Origin of the sequence: Catenulispora yoronensis, from assembly GCF_039531695.1 — a bacterium.
GTDB classification, from domain to species: domain Bacteria; phylum Actinomycetota; class Actinomycetes; order Streptomycetales; family Catenulisporaceae; genus Catenulispora; species Catenulispora yoronensis.
Genome location: NZ_BAAAQN010000017.1, coordinates 19,207 through 42,023, shown reverse-complemented (window position 1 = coordinate 42,023; position 22,817 = coordinate 19,207). Strand labels below are relative to the sequence as shown.

General features: G+C 68.3%; 12 protein-coding genes. 3 read left to right on the top strand and 9 right to left on the bottom strand.

Annotated features, from left to right (window positions below; all coding sequences use genetic code 11):
* Positions 1 to 63: 63 nt before the first annotated feature.
* From ABD481_RS16240 to ABD481_RS16220, 5 genes are all read right to left on the bottom strand, one after another.
* Positions 64 to 3,378: a TIGR03767 family metallophosphoesterase gene (locus ABD481_RS16240; RefSeq protein WP_344666495.1), complete on the bottom strand. Its 3,315-nt coding sequence runs from the start codon at positions 3,376 to 3,378 to the stop codon at positions 64 to 66.
* 327 nt (positions 3,379 to 3,705) lie between these two features.
* Positions 3,706 to 4,995 (bottom strand): DUF2399 domain-containing protein, encoded by a 1,290-nt coding sequence (locus ABD481_RS16235; RefSeq protein WP_344666494.1) that lies wholly within the window; start codon positions 4,993 to 4,995, stop codon positions 3,706 to 3,708.
* Positions 4,992 to 9,230 carry an SbcC/MukB-like Walker B domain-containing protein gene (locus ABD481_RS16230; protein WP_344666493.1) on the bottom strand — a complete coding sequence of 1,413 codons (4,239 nt, stop codon included), beginning with the start codon at positions 9,228 to 9,230 and terminating at the stop codon, positions 4,992 to 4,994. Before ABD481_RS16230 ends, ABD481_RS16235 begins: the two co-directional genes overlap by 4 nt.
* On the bottom strand, positions 9,227 to 10,630 hold the full coding sequence (locus ABD481_RS16225; RefSeq protein WP_344666492.1) for a DUF2398 family protein: 1,404 nt from the start codon (positions 10,628 to 10,630) through the stop codon (positions 9,227 to 9,229). Before ABD481_RS16225 ends, ABD481_RS16230 begins: the two co-directional genes overlap by 4 nt.
* Positions 10,627 to 12,165: a DUF2397 domain-containing protein gene (locus ABD481_RS16220; RefSeq protein ID WP_344666491.1), complete on the bottom strand. Its 1,539-nt coding sequence runs from the start codon at positions 12,163 to 12,165 to the stop codon at positions 10,627 to 10,629. The genes ABD481_RS16225 and ABD481_RS16220 overlap by 4 nt, the downstream gene beginning before the upstream one ends.
* 289 nt (positions 12,166 to 12,454) lie before the next feature.
* Between ABD481_RS16220 and ABD481_RS16215 the strand changes: the two genes are divergently transcribed.
* The 3 genes from ABD481_RS16215 to ABD481_RS16205 all read left to right on the top strand — a co-directional run bounded on the left by ABD481_RS16215 (position 12,455) and on the right by ABD481_RS16205 (position 17,069).
* On the top strand, positions 12,455 to 14,140 hold the full coding sequence (locus ABD481_RS16215; RefSeq protein ID WP_425559188.1) for an alpha/beta hydrolase: 1,686 nt from the start codon (positions 12,455 to 12,457) through the stop codon (positions 14,138 to 14,140).
* A 715-nt stretch (positions 14,141 to 14,855) separates the two neighbouring features.
* Positions 14,856 to 16,580 carry a condensation domain-containing protein gene (locus ABD481_RS16210; RefSeq protein WP_344666490.1) on the top strand — a complete coding sequence of 575 codons (1,725 nt, stop codon included), beginning with the start codon at positions 14,856 to 14,858 and terminating at the stop codon, positions 16,578 to 16,580.
* Positions 16,581 to 16,856: 276 nt separating this feature from the next.
* Positions 16,857 to 17,069, top strand: coding sequence for a hypothetical protein (locus ABD481_RS16205; RefSeq protein ID WP_344666489.1), 213 nt, complete (start codon positions 16,857 to 16,859; stop codon positions 17,067 to 17,069).
* 103 nt (positions 17,070 to 17,172) lie between these two features.
* On the opposite strand, the gene ABD481_RS16200 is transcribed toward ABD481_RS16205, so the two are convergent.
* The 4 genes from ABD481_RS16200 to ABD481_RS16185 form a co-directional block, all read right to left on the bottom strand.
* A complete protein-coding gene (locus tag ABD481_RS16200) occupies positions 17,173 to 19,905 on the bottom strand; it encodes a cell wall-binding repeat-containing protein (RefSeq protein WP_344666488.1) in 2,733 nt (910 codons plus the stop codon).
* Between the two features lie 772 nt (positions 19,906 to 20,677).
* Positions 20,678 to 20,971, bottom strand: a complete 294-nt coding sequence (locus ABD481_RS16195; protein ID WP_344666487.1) for a hypothetical protein — start codon at positions 20,969 to 20,971, stop codon at positions 20,678 to 20,680.
* An 814-nt stretch (positions 20,972 to 21,785) separates the two neighbouring features.
* Positions 21,786 to 22,166 (bottom strand): hypothetical protein, encoded by a 381-nt coding sequence (locus tag ABD481_RS16190; RefSeq protein WP_344666486.1) that lies wholly within the window; start codon positions 22,164 to 22,166, stop codon positions 21,786 to 21,788.
* Between the two features lie 52 nt (positions 22,167 to 22,218).
* Positions 22,219 to 22,779: a suppressor of fused domain protein gene (locus ABD481_RS16185; protein WP_344666485.1), complete on the bottom strand. Its 561-nt coding sequence runs from the start codon at positions 22,777 to 22,779 to the stop codon at positions 22,219 to 22,221.
* Positions 22,780 to 22,817: the final 38 nt, after the last annotated feature.

The window sequence follows — 22,817 nt, the reverse complement described above, 5'->3', positions numbered from 1 at the left end:
ACGTCGACCGAGCCCGCGCCGATCCGCGCCGATCCGCGCCGAGGCGACCATCGCAGGTAACACCTACGACGACGACATCCCAGTCACCACGTTCAACTGGTACGCCAGACTGGCCGCGCCCTGTCCGTTCGGCGCCGCCGCCGTGACCGTCAGGGCATAGACCCCCGGCACCGCACCCGCCGACACACTGAGGCTGAGCACCGAAGGTACGCCGGCAGTCGCGGTCGCCGGACTGAAGGAAGCAGTGACGCCGGCCGGCAGGCCCTTGACATTCACCTTCGCAGGCTGCGACGAGCCCACGCCGCTCACTCGCAGGTCGGTGGTGGTGCCGTTGCCCTGGGCGACGGTATCGGATTGCAGGCTCAGCCACAGTTTGAACGCCCCGGCGGTGAGGATGTAGGGCTGAGCGTGGGCTACTTCGCCCGATGCCGAGGTACCCCAGATAGTCAGAGGGTAGGTGCCGGCGGCGTCGGTCAGGCACGTCAGCCGCAGCACCGGAGAGGGTGCCGTAGCACTGGTCGTGGCCGGTAGAAAGGTCCCGGTGACGCCGGCCGGAAGCCCGGCGACGCTCATGGTCACCGGCTCGCTGAAGCCGTTCTTCGGCCACACCGAGACCTGGGTCGTGGTGGACGTGCCCATACCGACGTTCCCGGCCGCCGCGCTGAGCGTCAGGGAGAAGTCGGCGGGCGGCTGGGCGCTGAACCCTGTGCCGGTCCATGGCGTCCAAGCGAAGCTGCCGACGGTGGGCTGTGCGCTGCGGTACACGACGCCGGTCTCGTCCATGATGAACAGTTCGATCGTCCCTGTCCCGTTGCGTTCGGCGGCGATCTGCTTGACCCGCAGCGGCGCGACGCCCACTTGTGCCGGTATCAGGGTCCAGGGATCCCACAGATCGGTGCCCGGCGTCGTCTCGTACCGCTGCCACAGCTGTCCGTCGCCGGTGACGCCGAACAGCGCGAGCCGGCCGTCGGCGGTGCGGGTCAGCGCCAGCGAGTCCAGGTTGCCGTTCAGCCCGACCGGAGTACTGAAGTCGGAGGCTGTCTGCGGGTTCGCGCGCGCCGCAGTGGTACGGAAGAGGACTCCGTTCTCGTCAACTCCGATGATCACCGGCACGCCAGCTGCGTTCTGCTCGGCCGCGAGCTGCGTGGCTGAGGCGCCGGGCAGCAGGCGCCATGATCCCCAGCCCCCGCTGTTGTCGGAGTCCTCGAAGCGGAAGTAGACCTCTCCGGTGGGCGCGGACGCGACGAGCATCAGGCCCGAGCCGTCGTTCACGGCCGCCATGGCGGACCAGGTGCCGTCCAGTGCTGCCGACGGGGAGTACGCCGAGGTGCCGGCGGCGGTCTGCGCACGGTGCCAGATGACGCCGGCCGGGTCCAGCGTGAACAGCTCGACCTTGCCGTCGGCGGCACCGGTCCCGGTGCTCACGGATCGCCACGGCTGGAGGTCGAGCTGCTGCCAGGGCAGCACGGCTCCCCCGGCGGCGGCCTGAGCCGAGTTGAACACGGTGCCGTCACCGCTGACGCCGAACAGCTCCAGGCGGCCGTCGGCGTTGCGGGACACGGCCAGCTGTGCGCCGACCTCGTGCGGGGCGTTGATCGGGAACGGGGCGGGCAGCAACAGCTGAGTGTTGCGGTCGCCGGCCACGCCCATCCGGCGCCGGATGCCGGCGCGCACCTCCTGCGGATCGTTGGTGGCCAGCTCCCTGGCCAAGGAGGCCAGCTGCGAGGTGTTGCTCAGGTCTCCGTTGTAGGCCAGAGGGGCGGCTGGGTCGAGCATGGTGGTGAAGATGGAGAGCGTCGCGGGTCCCGCGTTGCCCTCCTTGCTCGCGGCGATCTCCAGGATCCGGCTTTGGATCGGCCAGTCGATGTGCGAGGCGGTGGAGATCTCCCAGAAGCCGCCGGGCACGGCGTTGCCCTGCGGCCGGGCGTACGGGGTGATCTTGTTGGCGTGGGTGTGTCCGTTGACCAGCGCGATCACGTTCGGGTAGCGGAGCAGCAGGGCTTTGAGTTCGTCGCCTCGGTGCCGGTCTCCGAACCACTGGCCCAACACTCCGGCGTCCAGGTTGTCCATCGTGTCCAGGGTGTGGTGGCAGAACAGCACGAACATCTTGTCCTGAACCGGTGAGTCCGGTGCCACGACGACAGGGTTGCCGTAGTCGTCGAGGTAGCGCCGGCTGTTGGCTTGCAGCTGGTTCTCCAGCCAGTTCAGCTGGTCTGTGTCGATCGACCCTCCGGCGTTGCCGGAGCCGAACCCGTCGGTGTTGGTGTTCGTGGAGTCCAGCGTGATGAACCGGACGAGGTCGTTGTCCGTCCAGGGGATCGCGTAGTACGCCCGGTCGTCGTCAGCGCTCATGAAGCCGTGCCCGACCGGGGTTCCCTGGGTGTCGAAGTGGTCCTGGATGAACTCGGCGCGCGTGACCATTCGCCGGGCGAGATCCGCGACCACCTGCGTGAACTCGATGTGGTACAGCGCCTTCAGCAGGCCTGTCTCTCCGAGGTCCTGGTAGTCGTTCGGCAGCTGTTCGGTGGTGTCGTAGACCTTGCCCCGGCTCACCGCGACCGATCCCGCGTCGACGACACTGCTGTCGAGCGGAATGTTGCCCTGCCACAGCCCGTCGTGGTTGCCGTAGGCGGCGTACCAGGGCATCCCCAGGCCGTGGGACGTGTACGGCCGCCGCGCGGCGCCGACGTCGGTCAGGCTCAGCAGTCCGGGAACGTAGGGGAAGCCCAGTGACGTACCTGAGGTGCCAGTGAACTTGTTGTCCGACGTCCTGCCGCCGAGAATCGACGGGTTGTAGTAACCCCGGTCCGTGTCATTCGGGTCCGGCAGACCTCCGCCTGAGTAGCTCTGGTCCAGCCCGATCTGCCCGGAGTCGGGGACGATGTTCTGCCCGCCGTCGAGCAGATCAATGTACCAGCGGTTCTCGTTGTGCTGGCAGTTGTCGACGGCGTCCCCGGTCACGATGGTGAACTTCAACGGCAGCTTCGTGCGCGGCGCCTTGCTCAGAGACCTGATCGCCAGGCACATGGCGTCCACCACCTGCGTCGACAGATACTCATGCGACCGGTAGGCGGAGTCGGTCGGGTAGTTCACGTACGGCGGGTCGGCGAAGTTGTCCAGGAACTCGACCCGGGCCGGCGACTGGTCGTCGACGATGTGCAGATCCGTCATCTGCGCGAAGGCGACCAACGGCAGGGTGACATGCCCCTGATTCGGCCACAGGTCGGTGCGGACCACATGCGTCTCGCCATCCCCGGCCGTCAGTGTCGTGTACCCGCCGGCGTCATAACTCGATCGCTGCACGGTGAAGTCCCACGATGTGGTCCCCAGGTACACCGACGTCGGGCTGATGAGCGACACCTCGGCCGCCGGCCGCACGGTTGCTCCGGCGGCTGGCGCTGTCCGGTCCGCAGCCGCAGGTGCCGCAGGTGCCGCACCTGCTGCGCGCGCAGCACCGGCTCCGCCCGCATCCAGGGCAATGGCGGCCACGCCCGTTCCGGCTGCGGACAATATCCGCCTCCGCGAGATCGTCATGCTTGCTCCCCCTTTGAACCCTTTGAAGCGGCACCGCAGTCGGAGCCGTTCATCGAGGTTCGCCGAGACGACCGTGGTTCCGACTCAGTGCTCGGTACTGAATACGGGGTTTCCGTGCTCACCACGGAGATCAAAGGGAGCCCATGCCGATCGAGGCTTGAGCCATCGCCCTCAGCACGCTCCGGGTTCTCCGGAGCAAAGATCGCCGATCAGCTCGGAGAGCTGGTCTTCCTCGTAGGCAGGTGCTCCGCGCCTCGTCATTGCCGACGCCAGGTCCGGGTCCCACGGCGTGTCGGTCACCGCCACCTCAAGTGCCCCGGCCGAAGCAGTCACGCAGTGGTCTGTGTACGCCGCGGTGTCCATGCGCCACGGAGCTGCGTCCGGCGTGGCGTTCAACAGTGCCCGGACATGGGCCAGTCCCGATGGGTCGAAATCGGCCCGCACCGCCACCCGCCATCCGACGGCTGTCAGGAGGCTGATCGCGGTTGTCTCAATGTCGGAGGGTGTTCCGGCGGTGCAGATCAGGTGGGCTGTTCCGTCGGTTCCTGGACCATCGCCAGTCGCCGCCAGCTCGGCGGCCGCTGTCATCACCGACGGGTTCTCGGTGACGAACGCCCACGCACCGGGCTTGGGCGGGGCCTGCCACTGGACCCTCAGCAGTTCCCGCGGCGGTAGCGTCAGCACGGCGTCGCCGGGCACCGACCATGACAGTGGCCTGACGCCGAGCACGAGGAGTCCGCCGAGCAGATTGTCGCAATCGACGCCGAGCAGGCTCCAGGCCTCCCGGGTCCGGCGGCCGGCACCGGCCACGCCGGCCACCGCGAGGACGAGGCCGGCCAGTACCGTTCCTTCGTCCAGGGCGTGAGGGTCGCCGGGAATGAGGACGCGGCGGTCCACGCGCGCCGGAGGCCTGGGCAGTCGGGCGAGAACACCAGCAGCCAGAGTGATCCGCTTCTCCCGGTCGTCGTCGGCGATCAAACGTGAGATCCATCCGGCGCGGTGGAGCCGGGTCCAGACGGCATCCGGATCCATCTCGCCGGGCAAGTGTTCGGGCAGACCGCTGATCGCCGCCGTCAGGCTCCTACGCAAGCCGGCTGTCGCGTCGATCTGCTCAGCTCGGGAGCGGGCCCGCTGCGCGAGCCGCCGCCGCGCACCGTGAGCGGCCGCCACGCCCGGGGTGAGCCGTGGATGACGTCTCGCGAGCACATCGCCCAATCGGACCAAGTCGACGCGACGGACCTGCCCGGCGCTCAGCGGTCGGCCGCCGAGGAGCCCGACGGCCGCCGACCGTTCCTCGGGCGCCGACGGCATCTTCAGGCCGACCGATCCCGAAGTGAGCTCGGGATCGCCGCGCCGATCCGCGCAGTCGGCAAGTTGGTTCCACAGCCAGGCCAGGTCCGGGTGGAGAAGTGGCGCCAGATCGGTCTCCTGGCAGACGCCGTCGCACCATGGGCACGTCATGGTGTGCCGTCCGGTCCTGGATCGCCGGGAATCGGCGCTGATCCGCGGATCAGCATGGGGAAGGCGACGACCGTGCCGTCGGGTCCCGCCTCCAGGTCGTGCGCGTCGATCCCGTCCCAGGCCCCGGGTGCGCCGTCCCAGAGATAGCTGGTGCACAGCAGGTCCAGGTCGAGCTCGGCGATGAACCGGGCCAGTCCTTCGCGGCCCCGCTCGTCCACTTCCGCGGGAACCTCGTCCAGCGGCACGAGGCGCAGACCCGTCGTCCCGAGCCGGTCGTAGGCTGCGGCAACGGCGGCGAGCATCGGGGCCAGGACGACGAGCCGACGTTCCCCGCCGGACAGGCCGGTGCGGCTGTTCCACCGTCCGGTGGTCGTCTCGCCGGTGCGGGCGTCCGGACGGGTGACCTGGTAGTGGGTGTCCACCCACTCCCGGATGTCCACGGCCGCCGTCAGCCGCTCCAGCATCGTCGCGCCATCGGCGGCTGCGAGCAGCGCCTGAATCGCGGCCCCCACCTCAGTCTTCTGCTGTTCGGTCCGATCGGCGTCGCCGACTTTGCAGGACAGCTCGTAGACCGTCCGCGCCGCCGGCGATAGATCCGGGGCCAGATCGACTTGGACCTGCACACCCACGCCGGAGCTGGCCTGCGCAGACCGCATCTTCTTGTTGACCTCGGATTTCCAGTCGTGCAGCCGGGTCCAGGCGGCCCCGATCGCTGCGGGCAGGCGGCCGACGACGAAGTCGGTCAGTGCCTGTTCCTCCGCCTGCGCCAGGGCCTTTTCGGCCCGGTCCGTCAGATGCGCGGCGCGGGCCGCTGCGGCCGGCGGTGTGTACTCCCGCTCGGAATGGGTCAGTACGAAGACGTCCAGCTCGTCAAGCCCTGGGCCTGCGTCACCCCGGGCGAGTGCCCACGTTCCAGCGAGCGCAGCGCGGGCTTGGTCGTAGCGTTCGCTGAGGTGCCGGCGGCTGTACGTTCGCCGACCGGCCAGCAGCGTCTCCGTGCGTTTTGTCAGTTCTTCGCCGGACGGCGGCTCGGGGCCGACGGCCAGGACCTCGGCGACAGCGGGCTGTCTCAGCAGCGTGCTGAGACGGCTCGCCGTGGCGTGTTTGGCCGGCAGGGCCTCGTCCAGCTCCTTGCTCGCCGAGTCCAGTTGGCCTTGGAGCGTGGCATGGACCGTGGCGGTCCTGCCCTGCTCGGTCCGGGCCGGTGCGATTCTCCTACGACAGGTAGTCAGTTCGTCTGTCAGGGTCTTGTGTCGCCGGACCACGTCTTCGCGGTCCGTGTTCGCCCGCCGGACCTCCTCCAGGAGAGCTTTGGTGGTCGCGGCCTTCCCCTGGGACATCGAGGCCTTGGCTGCTTGCTCGGCCAGTTCGGCAGCGAGTGCCGGCTCGTCCGGGAGGTCGTCGAGGGTGTGCCGGAGCCGAGCCGCGACAGGTCCGGCGAGTTGGGCCGCTGCCGTCCTGAGTTCGCGGGCTTGGCCGTCCGCCACGGAGATCAGGGTGTTGAGCTGTTCGACACTCGGCGGCAGACCGAGGGATTCAACGCGATCGGTCCACGCGCCGGACAACGTCCGGTACCGGTCGCGCGCCTCTGCCAAGCGTTTCCCCAGCTCGGTGGCCTTAGTCTCTAGGTCAGGAGTCTGTGACACCTTCGCCGCGCGGTGGGACTCTGCTTTGCGGAGCGTTTCCCGAGGCGGGAACGTCGCTGCCCGAACGCGTATCTCCGAGGCTTGTTCGCGATGCCGGACAGCTGCCTTTTCATAGCCGTCAGCGGACTCGCCGAGTTCCTTCGCGACTTGTTCCAGTCGGTCGGCTTCGGCGAAAGCGGCTTGCTGCCTCAGCCGAGCGCCGATGTGCTTGGCCGGGGGGATACCGTCGGCTTCCGTAAGCAGGGCCGCCGGCCGGCCGGTGAGCACACCGGCTCGGAACGTGCCGTCGCGGCCAATGGTGAGTGTGGTGGGGTCGTGCGGAAGGTCAGCCGCGGTGTCGGCCAGGCGAATTCGCGAGAGCACCTGCGCCGCGACGTCGGCGTGCGGGTGTTCGGAGTCGACAGTGAGGATTTCCGTCAGGCTGGGTTGTGTGCTCGCCCCGGACGCGTCGACCTGCCACGCCGGGGTTTGGACGCCGCTCGTCGCGAGCGTCGCGCCGAGCAGGCCCGCCGCGGCCATCGCGACCTCCACGCGGGCTCGCAACTGGCCGTCCATGACATCGGACCGCCACTCCAGGACAGTGCCGAAGGCAGCACCGTCGTCTCCTGGTCCCGCCCACGCCGGCCGTGGCAACGGGAGGACCTGGCCCGAACGGAGTCTCAGGGCGTCCGCCCGGAGGCCGGCCGCCTCACGACGCTGGGCCTGCGCCGTGTCGCCGGCCTGTCGAGCGCTGTGTTCGTGGGTGACGGCGAGCCGCTCACCTGCACGGTGTGCGAACAGGGCCCATTCGTCGAGCCGATCAAGGGCCTGAGCCGGTTCGCCGGCGGTCAGCTCGCTCAGCTTGGTCAACTTGGCTAGCTCGGTCAGCTCGGTCAGGTCCTCGATCGACCATCCTTCGTCCGTCTCCGCGCGATCCGAGGCGCTGTCGGCCGGCTGCCGAAGATCCCCATGTGCCAAGGCCCAGCGGTGGACGGCGTCCAGGGCTTGTACGAGGAGGTCCGACGCGGCTGCTGTCGCCTGGATGACGCTCTGCTGGTGAAGGGCGAGCGCTTCCTGCGCGGTTCCAGCGGCACGCTCGGCGTCGAGTGTTTCGGTCTGTGCCCGATCGACTTCGACCCGGTCCTTGAGCACCAGCCGGGCCGACGCGGCACGGGTGGCGGTGCTAGCCGCAAGAGACGTCCAACGCATCGCCGTTTCGTCGATGCGCTCCATATAACAGTTCACTAATACACCGGTGCCGGGTTCGGCCGCGCTGGCACCTACTCGGTGGCCATGCCGGTCGAACTCCTTCCAGCTCAGGTACGCTTCGACGGTTCCGGGATCAGCACCGGCGGCGGCCGCCGAACCGAGAATCTCCTTGAACGCGAGCGCATGGTCGCGCAGTTCCCTGAGATGCCGCAGGCTGTCGCCGGCGGCGCGGGTCGCACTACTGAGGAGTGCGTCCAGATCGGCCTTGGCAGCGCTCTGCTCGGCGGCGAGTTTCTGGTCCAGATCAGCGATCCGTCCTACTGACTTGTACGCGTCGGAGAGCTCCAGCGCGCGGATCTGGTCGACCAGCGTCGTTTCCTGTTCCTCCAGTTCCTCGACGGCTCCCTGGGCGGACTTCGCCTCCAGCTCGGCATCCCGAGCCCGCCGCCCGAGCCCTCTGACCTCGGTGGACCGCCTGGTGACGGCGGCCTCGGCCTGGGCGGCGGCCGTGCAGGCCAGCCGGACGACGTCGACGACGTGTCCGCCCCAGGCGGTGGCGAAGTCGGCGAGCACCGTCGCCGCCTCCCGATCACGGTCGAACGCCTTTCGGGTCGCCTCCGACTCGGCGAGCGCGTCGGCAGCCGCGGTCAGTACCTGTTCGGAAACACCGGGAAGGGACGAGCGCAGCGCGCTCGCGGCGGCCTGCGGCGACACGTCGCCCAGGAGCGTCGGGTTGCGCACCTCTCGCAGACGGCTGGCCAGAAGGCGTAGTTCGGTACCTCCGGTTCGCCAGATCCGGGCGGCCAGATCTTCGACGTATGCGTCCTCGGTGTCGAAGACCTGGCCGTCCGCGTCCGTGATGAGCGCGGTGAAGTCGTCGAGTTCCAGGGCGGAGCGCCGGTCTCCGTACAAGGGGACGTCGGCCAGCGGACGGCCCGGTACCCGGAACGGAACGACCTTCACCGCGGGCGAGCCGGTCACGGAGTATTGCAGACGTGCCCCGTAGCTGAGGACACGCTGGGCCGGACCGGCCCCGGCGGCGGCCGTCGGTGGTGCGAACGTCAGCCACAGGTAGCCGTAGCGTCGCTTGCTGGTGGCGCCCTCGCTCATCAGTAGTTTGAGCGTGGTCGGGCGGGCTTTGCCGGCGGCGAGTTTGGCCGGATTGAGGTCCAGCAGATAGGGCCACAGCGCTTCCAGCGCCGTGGTTTTGCCGGTGCCGTTGGGACCGCGCATCAGCAGGCGGCCGGATGGCGCTGGCAGGTCGAGATCACCGTAACGCCAGATGTTGGACAGCCCTGCCTCAATCAGGCGCCACCGGCCACCGAATCTGGGATGCGCGGCCGGGTGTGGCGGCAGGCTCGTGCCGTTGGCGTGGGACACGCTGTTCGCTGAGTCGGTCACGCGGTTGCCCCGGGGACGGGGAAGTTGAACAGCGCAGGTTGCTGATCCACCTCGCCGCTGTAGGCGAGCGCGGACAGTCCATGGCTCCGCTTCGCGGCCTTCGGCGCGGCCGTTCCGGGTGCGGCCCAGCGCGAGGTCGTCGGTGCGAACCACCACTGAGCTCGGGTGGCGTCGTCACCGTGCTCGCTGCTGCCGTCTGATTCCACGCGCAGGATGTTGAGCCCGTTCAGTAGCCTCGCGACACGGTCGGCCAAGAGGCCGATATCGTCGACGTACTCCCGGCTCCAACCGCCGCGACCCGTGGCGTTCGCGTCGGCGAAGGCCCGCAACGCCTCGTGCACCCGGCTCGTCGGCAGTGCTCGCCAGCCCGAACCGGGTCCGCCTTCCACCCGGCCCGACGCTTCGGCAAAGTCGCAAAGCAGCAACGCGGCATGAGCCACTGTCCCGGTCGCCGGGAACGCCAGCGGCCCCAGCTCGCGGGGATGCCGGAACGCGTCATCCGGAACCACGAAAGCGGCTCCCTCGCTGCGGCGTTCCAACCGGAGGCCGAAGGCTGACGCAAGGGGTGTTCCGTCGTCGCCACGGACCCGTTGCGACAGCCACTGGGCCTCGGGCTCGTCCAGTTCGCAGACATGGACGCAGGTGTCGTCGACCAAGCGCCGGCGCATCCGGCGCGCCGGATCGTTTTCTCTCTGCACTTGTACGAGCCAGGCCGCCGGGTCCGCGGCGGGGTTGAGGGTGCCCGGGTTGGCGATGACGTGTGCCAGACGGGTGTGGTGCACCGCGATCAGGACCGGCGCTTCGCCGCTTCGCACGTACACGTCGAGATCGCCGTCGACGGTCTCCACGACGCCTCGCTGGTCCAGCAGACGCAGCGCGGCAGCGATCGCGCGGCGTTCGGCGATATCGCCGACGTTCGGCAGCCCGGCCTCGGCAGCGGCCGCGCGGGCAGCCGTCACCAGCCGGCCAAGACCGACCCGAGGGGGCATGGCCTCCGCTGCCGCGACCAACAGGAAGAACCACGAACAGGTCGCGGGCGGCGGACCGTCGACGGCCCACGCGCCGGGTCGGACCGGCGGACTCTTTCGGAGGCGGACGAGGTCGTGCTCCACGACGAGCACCCAGCCGAGCCGGCCGAGCGTGTCCCGGAGCGCGGTCTCGTTGCGGCGGACGGCCGCTATCAGAGCGTCGTCCCGGCCGCCGACGAGCCAGGGCACGGCGGACAGGTGACGCAGCAGCGCGGCGGTCTCGGCGTCGGCCTCCGGTGTCCAGGCCTTGCGGGCGCGCGTCGGCGCCTCATCGGGTTCTGTTCCTGTCTCTGGTCCTGTCTCTGGACCTGTTTCTGGACCTGTTTCTGGACCCGTCGCTGAACCCGTCTCCTCGTCCAGGTCCACGCTCATGACCGGTCCCCCGATCCCGGGTTGCCGGTCACCACGGGCAGGTCTCCCGGCAGATGGAACTGCGGGATCCGGCCGGGAAGCAGCACTGTCCAGCTCGCGGTCCGGAGCTGTCCGACGCCGTCCGCGACGGAGATCAGGCTGCACGCGAGACCGTCGCGGACGGCCGTGCGAGGCGATCCGGTCGACGTCGCCCGGGCGGCAGCCATCAGAGCTGCCAGCGCTGCGCGGGCCCCGGTTTCGGAAAGTACGGCTCCGGGTTCGGCCGCCAGTACCTCGGCGATCGCCGCTTCGTGCTGTAGCTGCCTGGCCCGCCGCGCCGGTGCCACCTGCGCCCGGGCCAGGGAGTCGTCGCGGGCCGTTCCGCCTCGCCCTCTCGGTCCGGCATGCCCGGTGCTGCGGAGCAGTTCCGGCACCGGCACCTTGGGGCCGCCGCGCCACGATGGGTTGTGCAGGGATTCGTCGTCCGTCGCGCCGTAGAGCTTGCGCCAGGGATGGTCGCCGAGGGCGGCCTGCCAGATCTGCGTTCCGAGCTCCGGGTCCGCGGCGGCTTTGGCCAGCGCCAGCGCCCGGCCGCGGCTGTTCGCCGTGCTGGTGGACGTGTGCAGCCGCCGCAGATTGGCGTGCATGCCGGGCAGGGAGCGGACCAGTCGCAGGGAGAACCTGGCGGCGCGTCCGACATCGGCATGGAACCAGGCCCGCAGTTCCTCCCAATCGGGAACGCGGCCGCCGCGCGAGGCGGACAGGGCGCCGCGTTCGATGAGTGCGCGGGCTTGCGACGTCGCCACCGCGGCCTCAGCGAGCAGCGGAAAGTACGGCGCCAGAAGGGCCAGAGCGCGTTCGGCACGGGCCGCGCCGGAGTCCAGCTGCGCGGCGACGCTGGTCGCGTAGTCGACGAGCAGCCCTTTGAGCTCGGCTGTGCGCTCGTCGTCCAGGTCGAAACGATCGGCCAGGCCGGCCAGGGAGTCCTCGGCGCCGACGAGCGCGCCGTCGAGGTCGTCGTGGCTGGTGAACAGGACGCCGATGCGGTCCACTGCTTGTTCGTCCGCCACTCCGGTTTCAGGAACCGTCGAGGCGAGCGCTTCCAGAGCGGTGACGATCCGGTTCAGGCTGGTCAGCGGGATCTCGCGCACCGTGGGGGTGTCGGCGAGCACCGTACGGTAGAAACGCTGCACTTGGCGGCCTGCGGGCGTCGCGGTGTACCGCCAGTTCCGCGCCATCAGGTCGGCGTATCGCAATATGCTGGTGCTGTCGGTCCGTGCTGAGACTGCTCCCCAGTCCCGGAGCCGGTCCAACCGGTTCTCGACCTGAGACGGGTCGAGAATCAGCCCGGCGGCGGACAACGCCGTCGCGACCTCGATCGGCGTCTTGTCCGTGACCGACGACTCCAGCACCTCCATGATGGCTATGTAGTCGTCGGCCTCGGGAACGACGAGGTACACCATGACGCGACGGCTGTCCGCGACGCCGATCGTCACGCGTTCGCCGTCGCCCGGATCGGCCGCTCGCACCGTGCGGTCAGTGAGTCCGGAATCCACTGCCCCTCCCACCCCGGGTTCGATCCGAGCGCTTCGCCGAGTTTCAGAATCCTGTTTCAGAATCCTGACGGACACGAGAATTCTGGTGGACGCCAGTCTAGGACTCCTACGTGGCCGTTCCCACGTCATCGTCAACGAGCCGAGACATCCGCATGAACGCTCCTCCCGGGACAGGTAACTCTTCGCCGTGAATACATGGTCTGACATAGAGTGGCCATGCCGGTGATCGCAGCCGGCTAACGGGAAGAAGGGTTGTACCTTGACCAGCAATGACCAGGGAGCGGGCCGAATGCCGACTCTCGACTCGTATCGATCGACCCCTGATACGCATAAGCGCAACGGCTCCGGCAGCCGCCTCACCGCGATCCTCGCCGCGGCAACCTTGTTCAGCGCGGTGGGAACGTCCATGGCGGCGGCCGCCCCCGCCGGCCCGCAGTGGAACGGGGCACCGGTCCCGGTGCTGAGCTGGTCGGACTGTACCGGCGGCTTCGAATGCAGCGACGCGGCCGTGCCGCTGGACTACCGCGATCCCGCCGGCCGCACCATCACCCTGCACATGATCCGCCACCGTGCCGCGGACCCGACTCACCGCGTGGGCACCCTGTGGATGGAGCCCGGCGGCCCGGGTAGCAGTGGCCTGAGCTTCGCGCGGGACAACTACGACGACCTGCCGAGCGCGCTGCGGGACCGGTTCGACATCGTCAGCTTCGATCCTCGGGGGATCGGCACCAGCTCCCAGGTCGAGTGCTACAGCGACGCCCAGTACGACGCGGCTGTCGGCGCGGCCAAGGGAGTTCCCGGGCCCGACGCCTTCGACACGGCCGTCAAGGTCGCCGCGGACTTCGACCAGAACTGCGTGACCAAGCTCGGCGACACCGCCGGCCTGTTCGGCACCCAGTACGTCGCCCGTGACATCGACCTGCTCCGCCAGGCCCTGGGAGAGCAGCAGCTCACCTTCTACGGCCGGTCGTTCGGCACCTACGTCGGCACCGTCTACGCCAGCATGTTCCCCCGCCGGGTCCGCGCCATGGCTCTGGACGGCGCCTACGATCCGAAGCACTACGCCAACCAGCCCTACGCCTACGACGAGCCGCAGTACCTCGCCCTCGACGCGGCCATGGACGACTTCCTCGACTGGTGCGCGCAGAACCAGACCTCGTGCGGCTTCGGCGACGGCGACCCCAAGGCCGCCTTCACGGCGCTGAAGGCCGACCTGGACGCCAACCCGGTCCAGCTCCCCAGCGGCAAGCAGGCCAACGGCTTCACCCTGGCCTACCGCCTCCTGTTCAACATGGACGCGGGCAAGGTGATCTGGCCCTCATTCGGCCAGGCCCTGCACCAGGCCCAGCTGCGCGACCCGAACAGCTTCCTGCTCAGGCCACCGTCCCCGGCCAGCTACGACCAGCTCAACCCCAACACGGTGGTCTCCTGCAACGACCGTGACTTCCCGACCAGCCTCGCCAAGCTCCAGCGGCACGTCACCGCCAGCGCCGCGGAGGCCCCGCTGCTCGGCACGCCCTGGGCCTACGCCCCGCCGATGTACGACCAGAACAGCGCCCCGGCCTGCGTCCAGTGGCCGGTCGAGCGGGTCAGCCGCTACAGCGGGTCCTACCGGGCCGCGGGCTCCGCGCCGATCCTGGTCATCGGCACCACTCACGACCCTGACACCCCGTACCAGGACGCGGTCGCGCTCTCCCGGACCTTCGACAATGCCAGGCTGCTGACGTTCGACGCCGAGGGTCACACCGCCTTCGGCCGCAGCGCGTGCGCGACGGACGCGGTCGCCACCTACCTTGCTGATCTGACGCTGCCCAAGGTGGGCACGGTGTGCTCGGACGAGGCGCCGCCGGTTCCGGTGCAGGCTGCGGCGGCTCGGACGGCGGTCGCTGGGTCGGGGACCGGGTCCGGCTCGCAGTACAGCGAACTGCGGGACGGCGTTCGGGACGATCACGAGCTGATCCGCGCCGCACGCTGACTGCTGGACACTGATTCCCGCAGGCTGGCCTCTGCATGCTGACCTCTGCACGCTGACACAGCCGGGGATCCAGGCCGGTTCGCGGACCATCGCGGTTCGTGAACCGGCCTTCGCCGTGTCCGGACGTCGGAAGCAATGGGGCTCGTTGGCTGGCTGGCCGCCTGGCTGCCTGTGGCCGATTCTCAGACAGCTGATGGGTGTGGGTGAGCCCTCAGGCCATCACTATCGAGTCAGGGCAATCCCCTATGTGAGCCGTGGCGGGAGAGTCCGGCTTCTCTTGCCACGGCTCCCGGCACTGCGTCAGACTTCTTACCAAGATTCGCAAGTGAGCTCTGAAGTGTTCGGATCGCGATTGTCCGTTCCGGGTGAAGTCTGCCAAGTTCGGGCTTTCCTCGACCACGAAGTGGCATTGTTCGGGTGAACCCTGCCAATGCACACGTCGCGGCTACTGTGGCGCACCTCCCGACAATCCGGACGGCGGACGTCTCCCGAAGTGGCAAGGCGAAGTGGACAGCCTCCGCCCGGAAGTTCGAAGAACAAACACCTTACCGACTCGCCGCCCGACGCAGGGGCCCTCACGCTTCATAGCCCCTACCTACCAAGGGCGTAGCGGAGGGGCGTGCTGGCGTTGCATGCTCCGATGCCGATCCACGTACACGTTTCACGATCCATCAGGGAGGACCGGCGCATGACTGCGACGTCGTCAGGTGTACAGGTGCGTGTGACCTACCGCGGCAGCCGCCGGGAGCCGGGCCCGCTCACGTTCGGGCAGGCCAATGTGCTCAGCTGGGTGAGTCAGGACTCGAACGAGTGGTCGGCGGTGATCCCGGTCATCCATCCCGTCGACGGCAACGTGCCTGTCGAGCAAGTCGCGGAGGCGATCGGCGTCGTGATCGGGCGGCACGACTCGCTGCGGACCAACTATCTGCGCCAGTCCGGTACCGCGACCCAGGTCGTCCGCGAGGCCGGAGACCTGACCGTGGACGTGCACGAGAACGTCGACGGTGACGAGCAGTTCCCGGCGAAGCTCGCTCGGCAGATGTGCGCCAAGCCCTTCGAGCTGACCGAGGAGCTGCCGGTGCGGGCCGCGATCGTCACCGAGCGCGGAGCACAGGACGGACCGCGGACGACGATCGTCATGGTCATCACCCACATGGCCATCGATGTGGGCAGCGGCGTGATCCTGACCGAGGAGCTGACCGACCTGGTCGGCGGCAAGAGCCCCGCCGACCTGCCGGACCCGGGCCTGCAGCCGCTGGACCAGGCGCAGATCGAGCTGAGCCCCGCCGGCCAGCGGCGCAGCCAGAACTCGCTGAAGTACTGGCGCTCCCGACTGGCCCACGGGCCGCTGCGGCTGGCGGTGCCGCCGCTGGCCGAGCCGGGCGCGCCGTACCAGCTGCGCATCACCTCGCCGGCCGCGGCCCTGGCCATCACCCGGATCGTGGACCGCACCAAGGTCGGACACTCCAGCGTCGTGCTGGCGGCGGTGGCCGCCGTGCTGGGCCGGTACACGGGCGACGAGTCGACGCTGTTCGCCTCGCTGAGCGCCAACCGGTTCAGCAGCACACTGAGCCGATACGTCGGCGCCCTCGCGCAGGACGCCCTCATCCGCCTGGACCTGACCGCCCCGAGCTTCGACGCACTCGTGGAACAGGCCCGATCCGCCCAGCTGACCGCACTCAAGCACAGCCAGTTCGACGCCAAGGCCGTGTGGCCGGTGATCGACGAGACCTTCGACCGGCGCGGCGTCGGCTTCACCCGCGACTGGGTCTTCAACGACGTCGCGGCCAACATCGAACCGGACCGGCAGAACAACGAGCCGGCCCCGCTGGAGCTCGTCGACCAGGCCCGGCCGCAGACCCGCGTCAGCCGCAAGCCGGCCGACTCGGAGCTGCCGGTGATGCTGTTCTTCCAGGTACTGCGAGCCTGCGGCGAACTCGAACTCGACGTCAACGCGAACGGGAACTTCTTCAGCGCGGACACGGTGGAACACCTGCTGCGCGAGATCGAGCAACTGCTGATCGACGCCGCCGCCGGCGACACGGCCCTCCCCCACTCCGAGCCGACGGCCGCCCGCGGCGGCACGTGGTGGCAGATCGCCGACTGCCAGGTGCAGCCGACCGCGGTCAACGAACTGCTGGGTTCGGCCGGCCGGGCCTTCCTGGACGGCGACGAGTTGGTCGGCTACCTCGCCCGCCCCGACCTGACCCCCCGCTCGGCACACCTGGCCAGCCTGGCGGGGCTGCGGTGGCGACCTACGGCTGTGACGCCCACGCGCTACGTCATCTGCGCTACGGCGCCGGACGACTTGGATGACCTTGCCGCGTGGCGCCGGCAGGAGGTCATTGCCGAAGGCGATGGGCGGCCTGGGATCGACGAGGCTTTTGCTGACCATTCGTCGACTGTGGTTGAGGGCGAGTCGGACGAGGACGATCTGTAGGGCTTACTGGCTCACTGGCTCACTGGGGACGAGGGCTGCGGAGGGTGCGGTGGCTGCCGCAGCTGCCTCGGTGGCTGCCGCGGCTGCCGCAGCTGTCATCTCGATGTCGACTTCGGTCGGCTTCGAGATGACAGCCGAGGCGGAGCCAGGCCGATCCGATCACGGGTCGATCCGTGTTGAACCTGCGCAAGTCGCGTAGGAGCTGTTTGATTCGCAGGTCAGTACCCACGTACGGTCATTCTTGGTACGCCACTCCCCCGGGACCAAGGAGAAGCCGTGAACAAGAAGGCCGGCGAGCTGAAGCCAGGGATGTTCGTCCTCAAGCCCGGCGCGGTGGCCCAGGACTGGATCGAGTTGAGCGACCCGGCGCTGGATTTCAGCCCGTCAGGCGCGCAGGTTTCGCTCCGTTACGCAGACGGCTCGCAGTCGCGACCGATGCCGGTAGACACGCTGATCGAGCTGTGGATTCCGATCGCGCGGACGTCCTGAAGGAGCGCGCCGTGTTGGTCGCCGCGCCCCTTTCACCGATGTACCAGAACCGGGCCCGCCCTGCCCGTCAGGACGTCAAACCCGTTCACAGCGCCGTGGCGGGCTACTTCTCCACGCCGTTCACCGCCCGGGTGATCTGGCCCTCAGCAGCCTGCGACACCACAGCCGTGCCACCGAAGATCTCGATGTTCGCCAGCGTCGGGCCGAAGCCGTGCAGCGTGGTCAGCAGCGAAGGGTCGGCCGAGGCGCGATCGGTCAGCAGCAGCGGTTGGCCTGCGGTGGCGGCGTAGGCGCCGCCGGTCAGGGCGTCGGGGAAGTTGAAGGCGTAGGCGACGCCGGCGCCGGTGAAGGGATGGCCCAGGGTCGCGGTGAGCGCCCGGGCGACGGCCGCGGCGGTGGCGAAGCGATCGGCACCAGCGTATTCGTGCACGGATATGCCTGCCAGCGTGTGCGCGGCTTTGACCGACGCGCCACCGACAGCGTCCACGATCTGCTTGCCACGCAGGTACGCTGCGGTCGCCGAGTCCACGGTCGGCCCGTCCGACAGGACGATCGGGGCGTCGCGCTGCGCGGCGAACGGGCCGGCGGCCAGCGCGTCAGGAAAGTCCAGGCCGGTGGCGAGGATCGCTTCCTGGCCGGCCGGGAACTGGCCGGCGATGGCGAGCGCGGTGCTGTAGCGGTCGGCGCCGGACAGGCGGTGGACGTCGTAGCCGGCGGTCCGCAGCTGCCTCTCGATGGCCGGCGACACCGCGCTGTCCCCACCGAGCAGGTAGATCGGCTTCTTCGAACCCGGGCCACCCAGCACTCTGTCGATCTCGGCCCTCGTGGCGTCGTCGAGGGCGCTCGGGTCGGTGAGCAGCAGCGGGCCACCCTTGCGGGCCGCCAGCGGGACGCCGGCCAGGGCGTCAGGCGCCTTGTCGCCGCGGGCCAGGACGACCGCCGCGGCCCGGCCGCTCCCCCACTGGGCTGCCGAGACAGTCCGGGCGGTTCCGTAGCGGTCGGAGCCGCCGAGCCGCTGGACGACCGGGCGGCCGGGCGCGGGGGTCGAGGGGGGCGGTCCCCCGTTCGGGGGCGGTGGGTTGCCGCCGCCGGGGTTGCCGGATCCGCCGGAGGGCGCCCCGCCGACGATCCATCCGCCGGACGAGGGCGGGGTGGACACCGGCGGGTCCTGCTGGTCGGTGCGCGGCGTGTAAGTCCACTTCCACTGCCACCCAGCGTTGTCGATAAGGGTGATCGTCGCAGTGGGATTGATCGCGGGGTCCTGATACGTGTGCCCGTACCCCTCGGTGTGAGCGAAGCTGTTGCTGCCGCCGTGCCACAACGGGGTACCGTCACCCCAGTCGATGGTGTAGTCGCCCTGGGGGACGTAGCCGTTCAGCCCGGACGGTGACTGCGCTTCCATATAGAAGTAGCCGGTCGGGCCGATCGGATTCGACGCGACCACGACGTCCGGACGTGCTCGCGGCAGCACGATGACGCCTGTGGCCGTGGTGGTGGTCCGACCAGCGGCAGTCTTCGCCGTGACGGTCACTCTGTAGTCGCCGTCCGAGGCGTAGGTATGCGTGATCGTCGGCGAGCTCTGAGCCGCCGACGTCTGGCCGTCGCCGAAGTCGAAGGTGTAGGTGACGTCACCGCCCCACAGGTCTCCGCTGCGGTCGGCGGTGAAGGTCCGGGTCTTGTACCCCGCCGGATCGCTGACCGGCGTCATCGCCAGGTAGATCGCCCCAACGCCGTCATTCTCGACCGCGCCCCGGTCGCGGTAGGCCACTGGTCCGGCGCCGGTGTTCGCCACGGCCGGTGCGTCGGCTGCCGCGTTGTCCGACGCGTCGGTGTCCGTGATTCCCGGGGCACTCGAGTCGGCGGAGTCGATGGCCGCGGGCATCGCGGGCATGTAGTAGCCGGCCAACCCCGAAACGCGGGTGACCTGCGTGGTGGCGAACGGACCACCCGTGTCATGGACACCCTGCCCGGTGGCGGCGACGAAGTCGGCCTGGTCGTAGCCGTGGCCGCCCCAAAAGTAGGCGTTCGTCGTGTCGACGGCGTGAACCACGTGGTTGTAGTCGGCCTTGATCCCGGGCTCGGCCGTGGCATCCACGGCGAGCGCGGAGATGATGTTGTTCTCGACCACGGATCCGGTGGAGCTCCCGCCCAACCACACCTCGTTGCCGGCGAAGGTATTGTTGACGATCTTCGCTCCCGGTGCGTCCTTGAAGATCAGCTGCCCGGGCGCGACATCGATATTGTCGGCGAACAACGTGCCGGACGAGCCGCCGTCCACGGTCACAGGGTTCGCGGCCACACCGTTCTGAGCGAGAACGCACCTGGTGAAGGAAGAATCCGTCGCTCCGCTCAGGTGCACGGCGTCAGCGATCACATCACCATCGAACGCCACCCGGCTGGTCCCGGCCGCGCCGGTGGCGACCGTGCCGCCGTCGAGCAAGAAGCCCTTGATCACGACATCGTGCACGTTGTCGAGCAAGAACGACGGCTGCGTGCCAGGCGCGTGGACGGCCAGATCCGGCACCGCGGCCTCGATCGTCACCGGATCGCCCGGCACGCCTGACGGCGGCACGATCGGCGTCTGGAGCCGATACCCGACGACGTTCATCGCGGGGCTGAAATCACCGGTCTGGCCGAAGACGAGCACACGGCTGCCCGGCCCAGCGACCGCGACGGCCGCGTTGATGCTGCAGAACGGGACCGTCCTGCTCCCCGCGCCCGTGGCGGTGTCGGAGCAGCCCAAACCTGGAGTGTTGTCGACGTAGATAGTGCTCGCGGCAGCCGCATGCGCGGTGACAGGCGCCAGCCCACCCATCGCCGCGGCCAGGGACGACAAGGCAAGCGTCGTAATACGACGAGGCTGCGGCATGGACCCCCCACTCAGACCGGAAACAGCGCGCAGATCTTAGCAGCGGGTGTGTCGCTGCCCTAGCGTGTGGGGCTCAGCGGTGGTCGATGGTCGATGGTCGTACTCTGACGCTTGGACTCCGGAACCCGAGCTTCTGCTCACCGCCAACTGCACCGCTCAGAACACGGACTTGTGGGGCTTCTACGACGCCGAGTGTGTGTCGTTCATCGCCTGGCGGATGAACAACGAGGGTTCTCGGCTCGGTTCTCGGTTCGGTTCTCGGTTCGGTCCCCCCGCGAATTCCCGACCCGATTTCGCCGTGAACTGAGCCACGGCCGCGTCGATGCCCGCCCGGAGGAGATCATCGACCTCAACGACCCGACCGCAGGCATGCGGTGTTGACCTTGTCGGCCAGATCCGGCCTCGGGACCGTGAGCTCGATTCAAGGACAGCCGCGACTGACGCTTTAAGAAATTCCGCGGTTTGCCGGGCGGCGCATGCCACCGTCTGAGAAGATGGAGGCCGACGGGCTCCTGGGCCATCGCGGCGGACTGACACCTTCCGACCGCGACATCAGGAGCCTGTCACCATGCCTCACGAGAGAACCATCTGACCAACGCGACACTGACGCGCCGCCAGCAATGGAACGTGGCCGCGATAGCGACCCCCACCGCGGCTGTGGTCCTGGCCGCCATAGCCGCCCTGAACGCGGTGATCGTGACCGGACGGGAAGCCGCGCCCCTACCGATGACCCGTGGCCCTACTTACTGCTGCCCTGGATTCCCTGGGGCTCGACATGCGACTTGTTGGTGCCCCCGATGCCCTGCGGATCGACACGCGCGCGGTCCCCGCCGCCGATGCCCTGGGGGGCGACGGTCCAGGCCTTCTGGCCCGTACCGTATGCGTATTCGACGGCGGTCGGGTTCTTGGACATCGTGCCGTATTCGATAGCTGACCAGGCGTTCGCCGCTCCCGCAGTGGCCACAACAGTGCCGAGTGCGGCCGTGAACGCCACCGTGACGCCGATGACGCGCCGCTGCCGAGGTCGGATCATGAGTGCTGAGCCTCCTGTGTCTTCACCGAGACGGACGTCTCTATCGGACATGGTGCGCCCGGCGGGCTTGCGAAACGTTTAGCAATCCGTTGGAGAGCAGGTCGGAGTGCGGTTCGGGACGCTTGTCAGACACCACCGGACCGCTAACCGGGCCACAATAGTTGTTGAGATCCTGCCATCACGATGGCGCTGGTCAGGATGCTCGCACGACAGGGTTCGTGGGGGCTCGTGGCCGCGCTTGCGATGGCGTTCAGACTCATCGGTTCCACCCAGGACCGCCGGCGCCCGGTCAAGGCACCGCACCTCGCGGCAGGCGCAGTAGTAGCGTTCCTGAACTGCGGTTGCGGGCACCCACGGCCCTAGGGGTTGTAGCGTCGCAGTTTCAAATCCTGTCAGCCCAACAGAGCCAACCTGGAAGCCGCTCATCGGAGCTTGCAGGAGCCAGCCGTTGGCCTTGCGGTGATCAGCCCATTTCGCTGGTCGACTTGACCAAGGTCGGCCAGTCACGCACCACGACAATACTCTCCCTTGCCATTCCCGGTCGGCGATTCGGACTCGCTGTCGTAAGTGGCTGATTTCGGGTGTCTCCGCCAGCGGTGGACCTTACCGTGTACAGTCCCGGGGCCAAGATCGGACCGCACGTCGGCGTAGCGCTGGTTTCGTCAAGGATCTACGTCCCGTGGGCGCACTGCAGGTGCAACCTCGCCGGGGTCGGGAGCGATGCCGCGCTGAGTCCACAACCCAGGCCGACATTTTGAAGGTGTGTCCTCGATCGGCCACCATGCCGAGATCTCTCTTGGGCCAGCCGTAGTAGTCACGCCGACTGTTCCCATCCCCAGTCTTCGTCCCCGCTCACCACCGGGTCACGATCCATCCACGCCTTTCCCTCGGCGGCGATGCCCTCGAGGATGTGCAAGGCGTGCACGAAGCCTGCAGCCTCAAGATTCAGGTTTGAGAGTTCGTCGTCGGTTTCTTCCGGCGCGCTGTAGTTACTGTTCACCGGCTCGGTAATAGTGATCTTCCGGGCTGGGCCGTTGGTCAGGCTCAGTTCAAGGAAGTTACTGGCGCGACTGACAACATCCACACCGATCGACGAGACTGCGTCGAACCGGTAGTTCAGCCGAAGTTGGCGGCCGAAACGTCCGCGTTCGAAGTCCACCTCGTCGCAGACCTCGCGGACGCCGTCTATCGTCACCAGGAACAGGCGGATCTTGTACTTCGAATAGCGACCTCATTTCCATTTCGGATCAGACAGTCGATGACCGCAATGGGTCGTAGCGATCCCAAGTGAGCGCCCAGAATGTATCGAATCCATTCTGGCCGATGAATTCCTTTTCTGACGCGTGAATAGGATAGGCGCCAATAATAGCAACAGCACCATCATCAATGGGAACTACACCACCATTCACCACGTCTGGCGATTCGGCGAGGAGGACGCTTGTCATCGACGAGCCCTCGACCAGTGCCCTGGAGCTTCCAATCACTCGACCCACCCGAAAGGAACCGATACCCCAAAGCGCACTTACCATACTCGCAGGAACCATCGCCCATTGCGTGTCTACGGAGCGCACCGTCATGGAAATCTCGCACCCCATCGAGAAACCATCATGTGGATCTACCTCAGAAAGCCCATAAGTGAACCCAGTGACGTACCCAGGAGCGGGAACGTCAACGTACACGACGGCGGTAATCACAGGAAGCCCCGCTCGCCGTGGTGGAATCTCATGGACATCAGCCCGTACACCAATGAGGCGATCCAAGGCTGCCAAATAGCAGCCCCTACGGTCACGAACTATGCGATGATCCATATTGAGTTCCTTTCCTAGCGAGACTTCTTAGGTCAAAA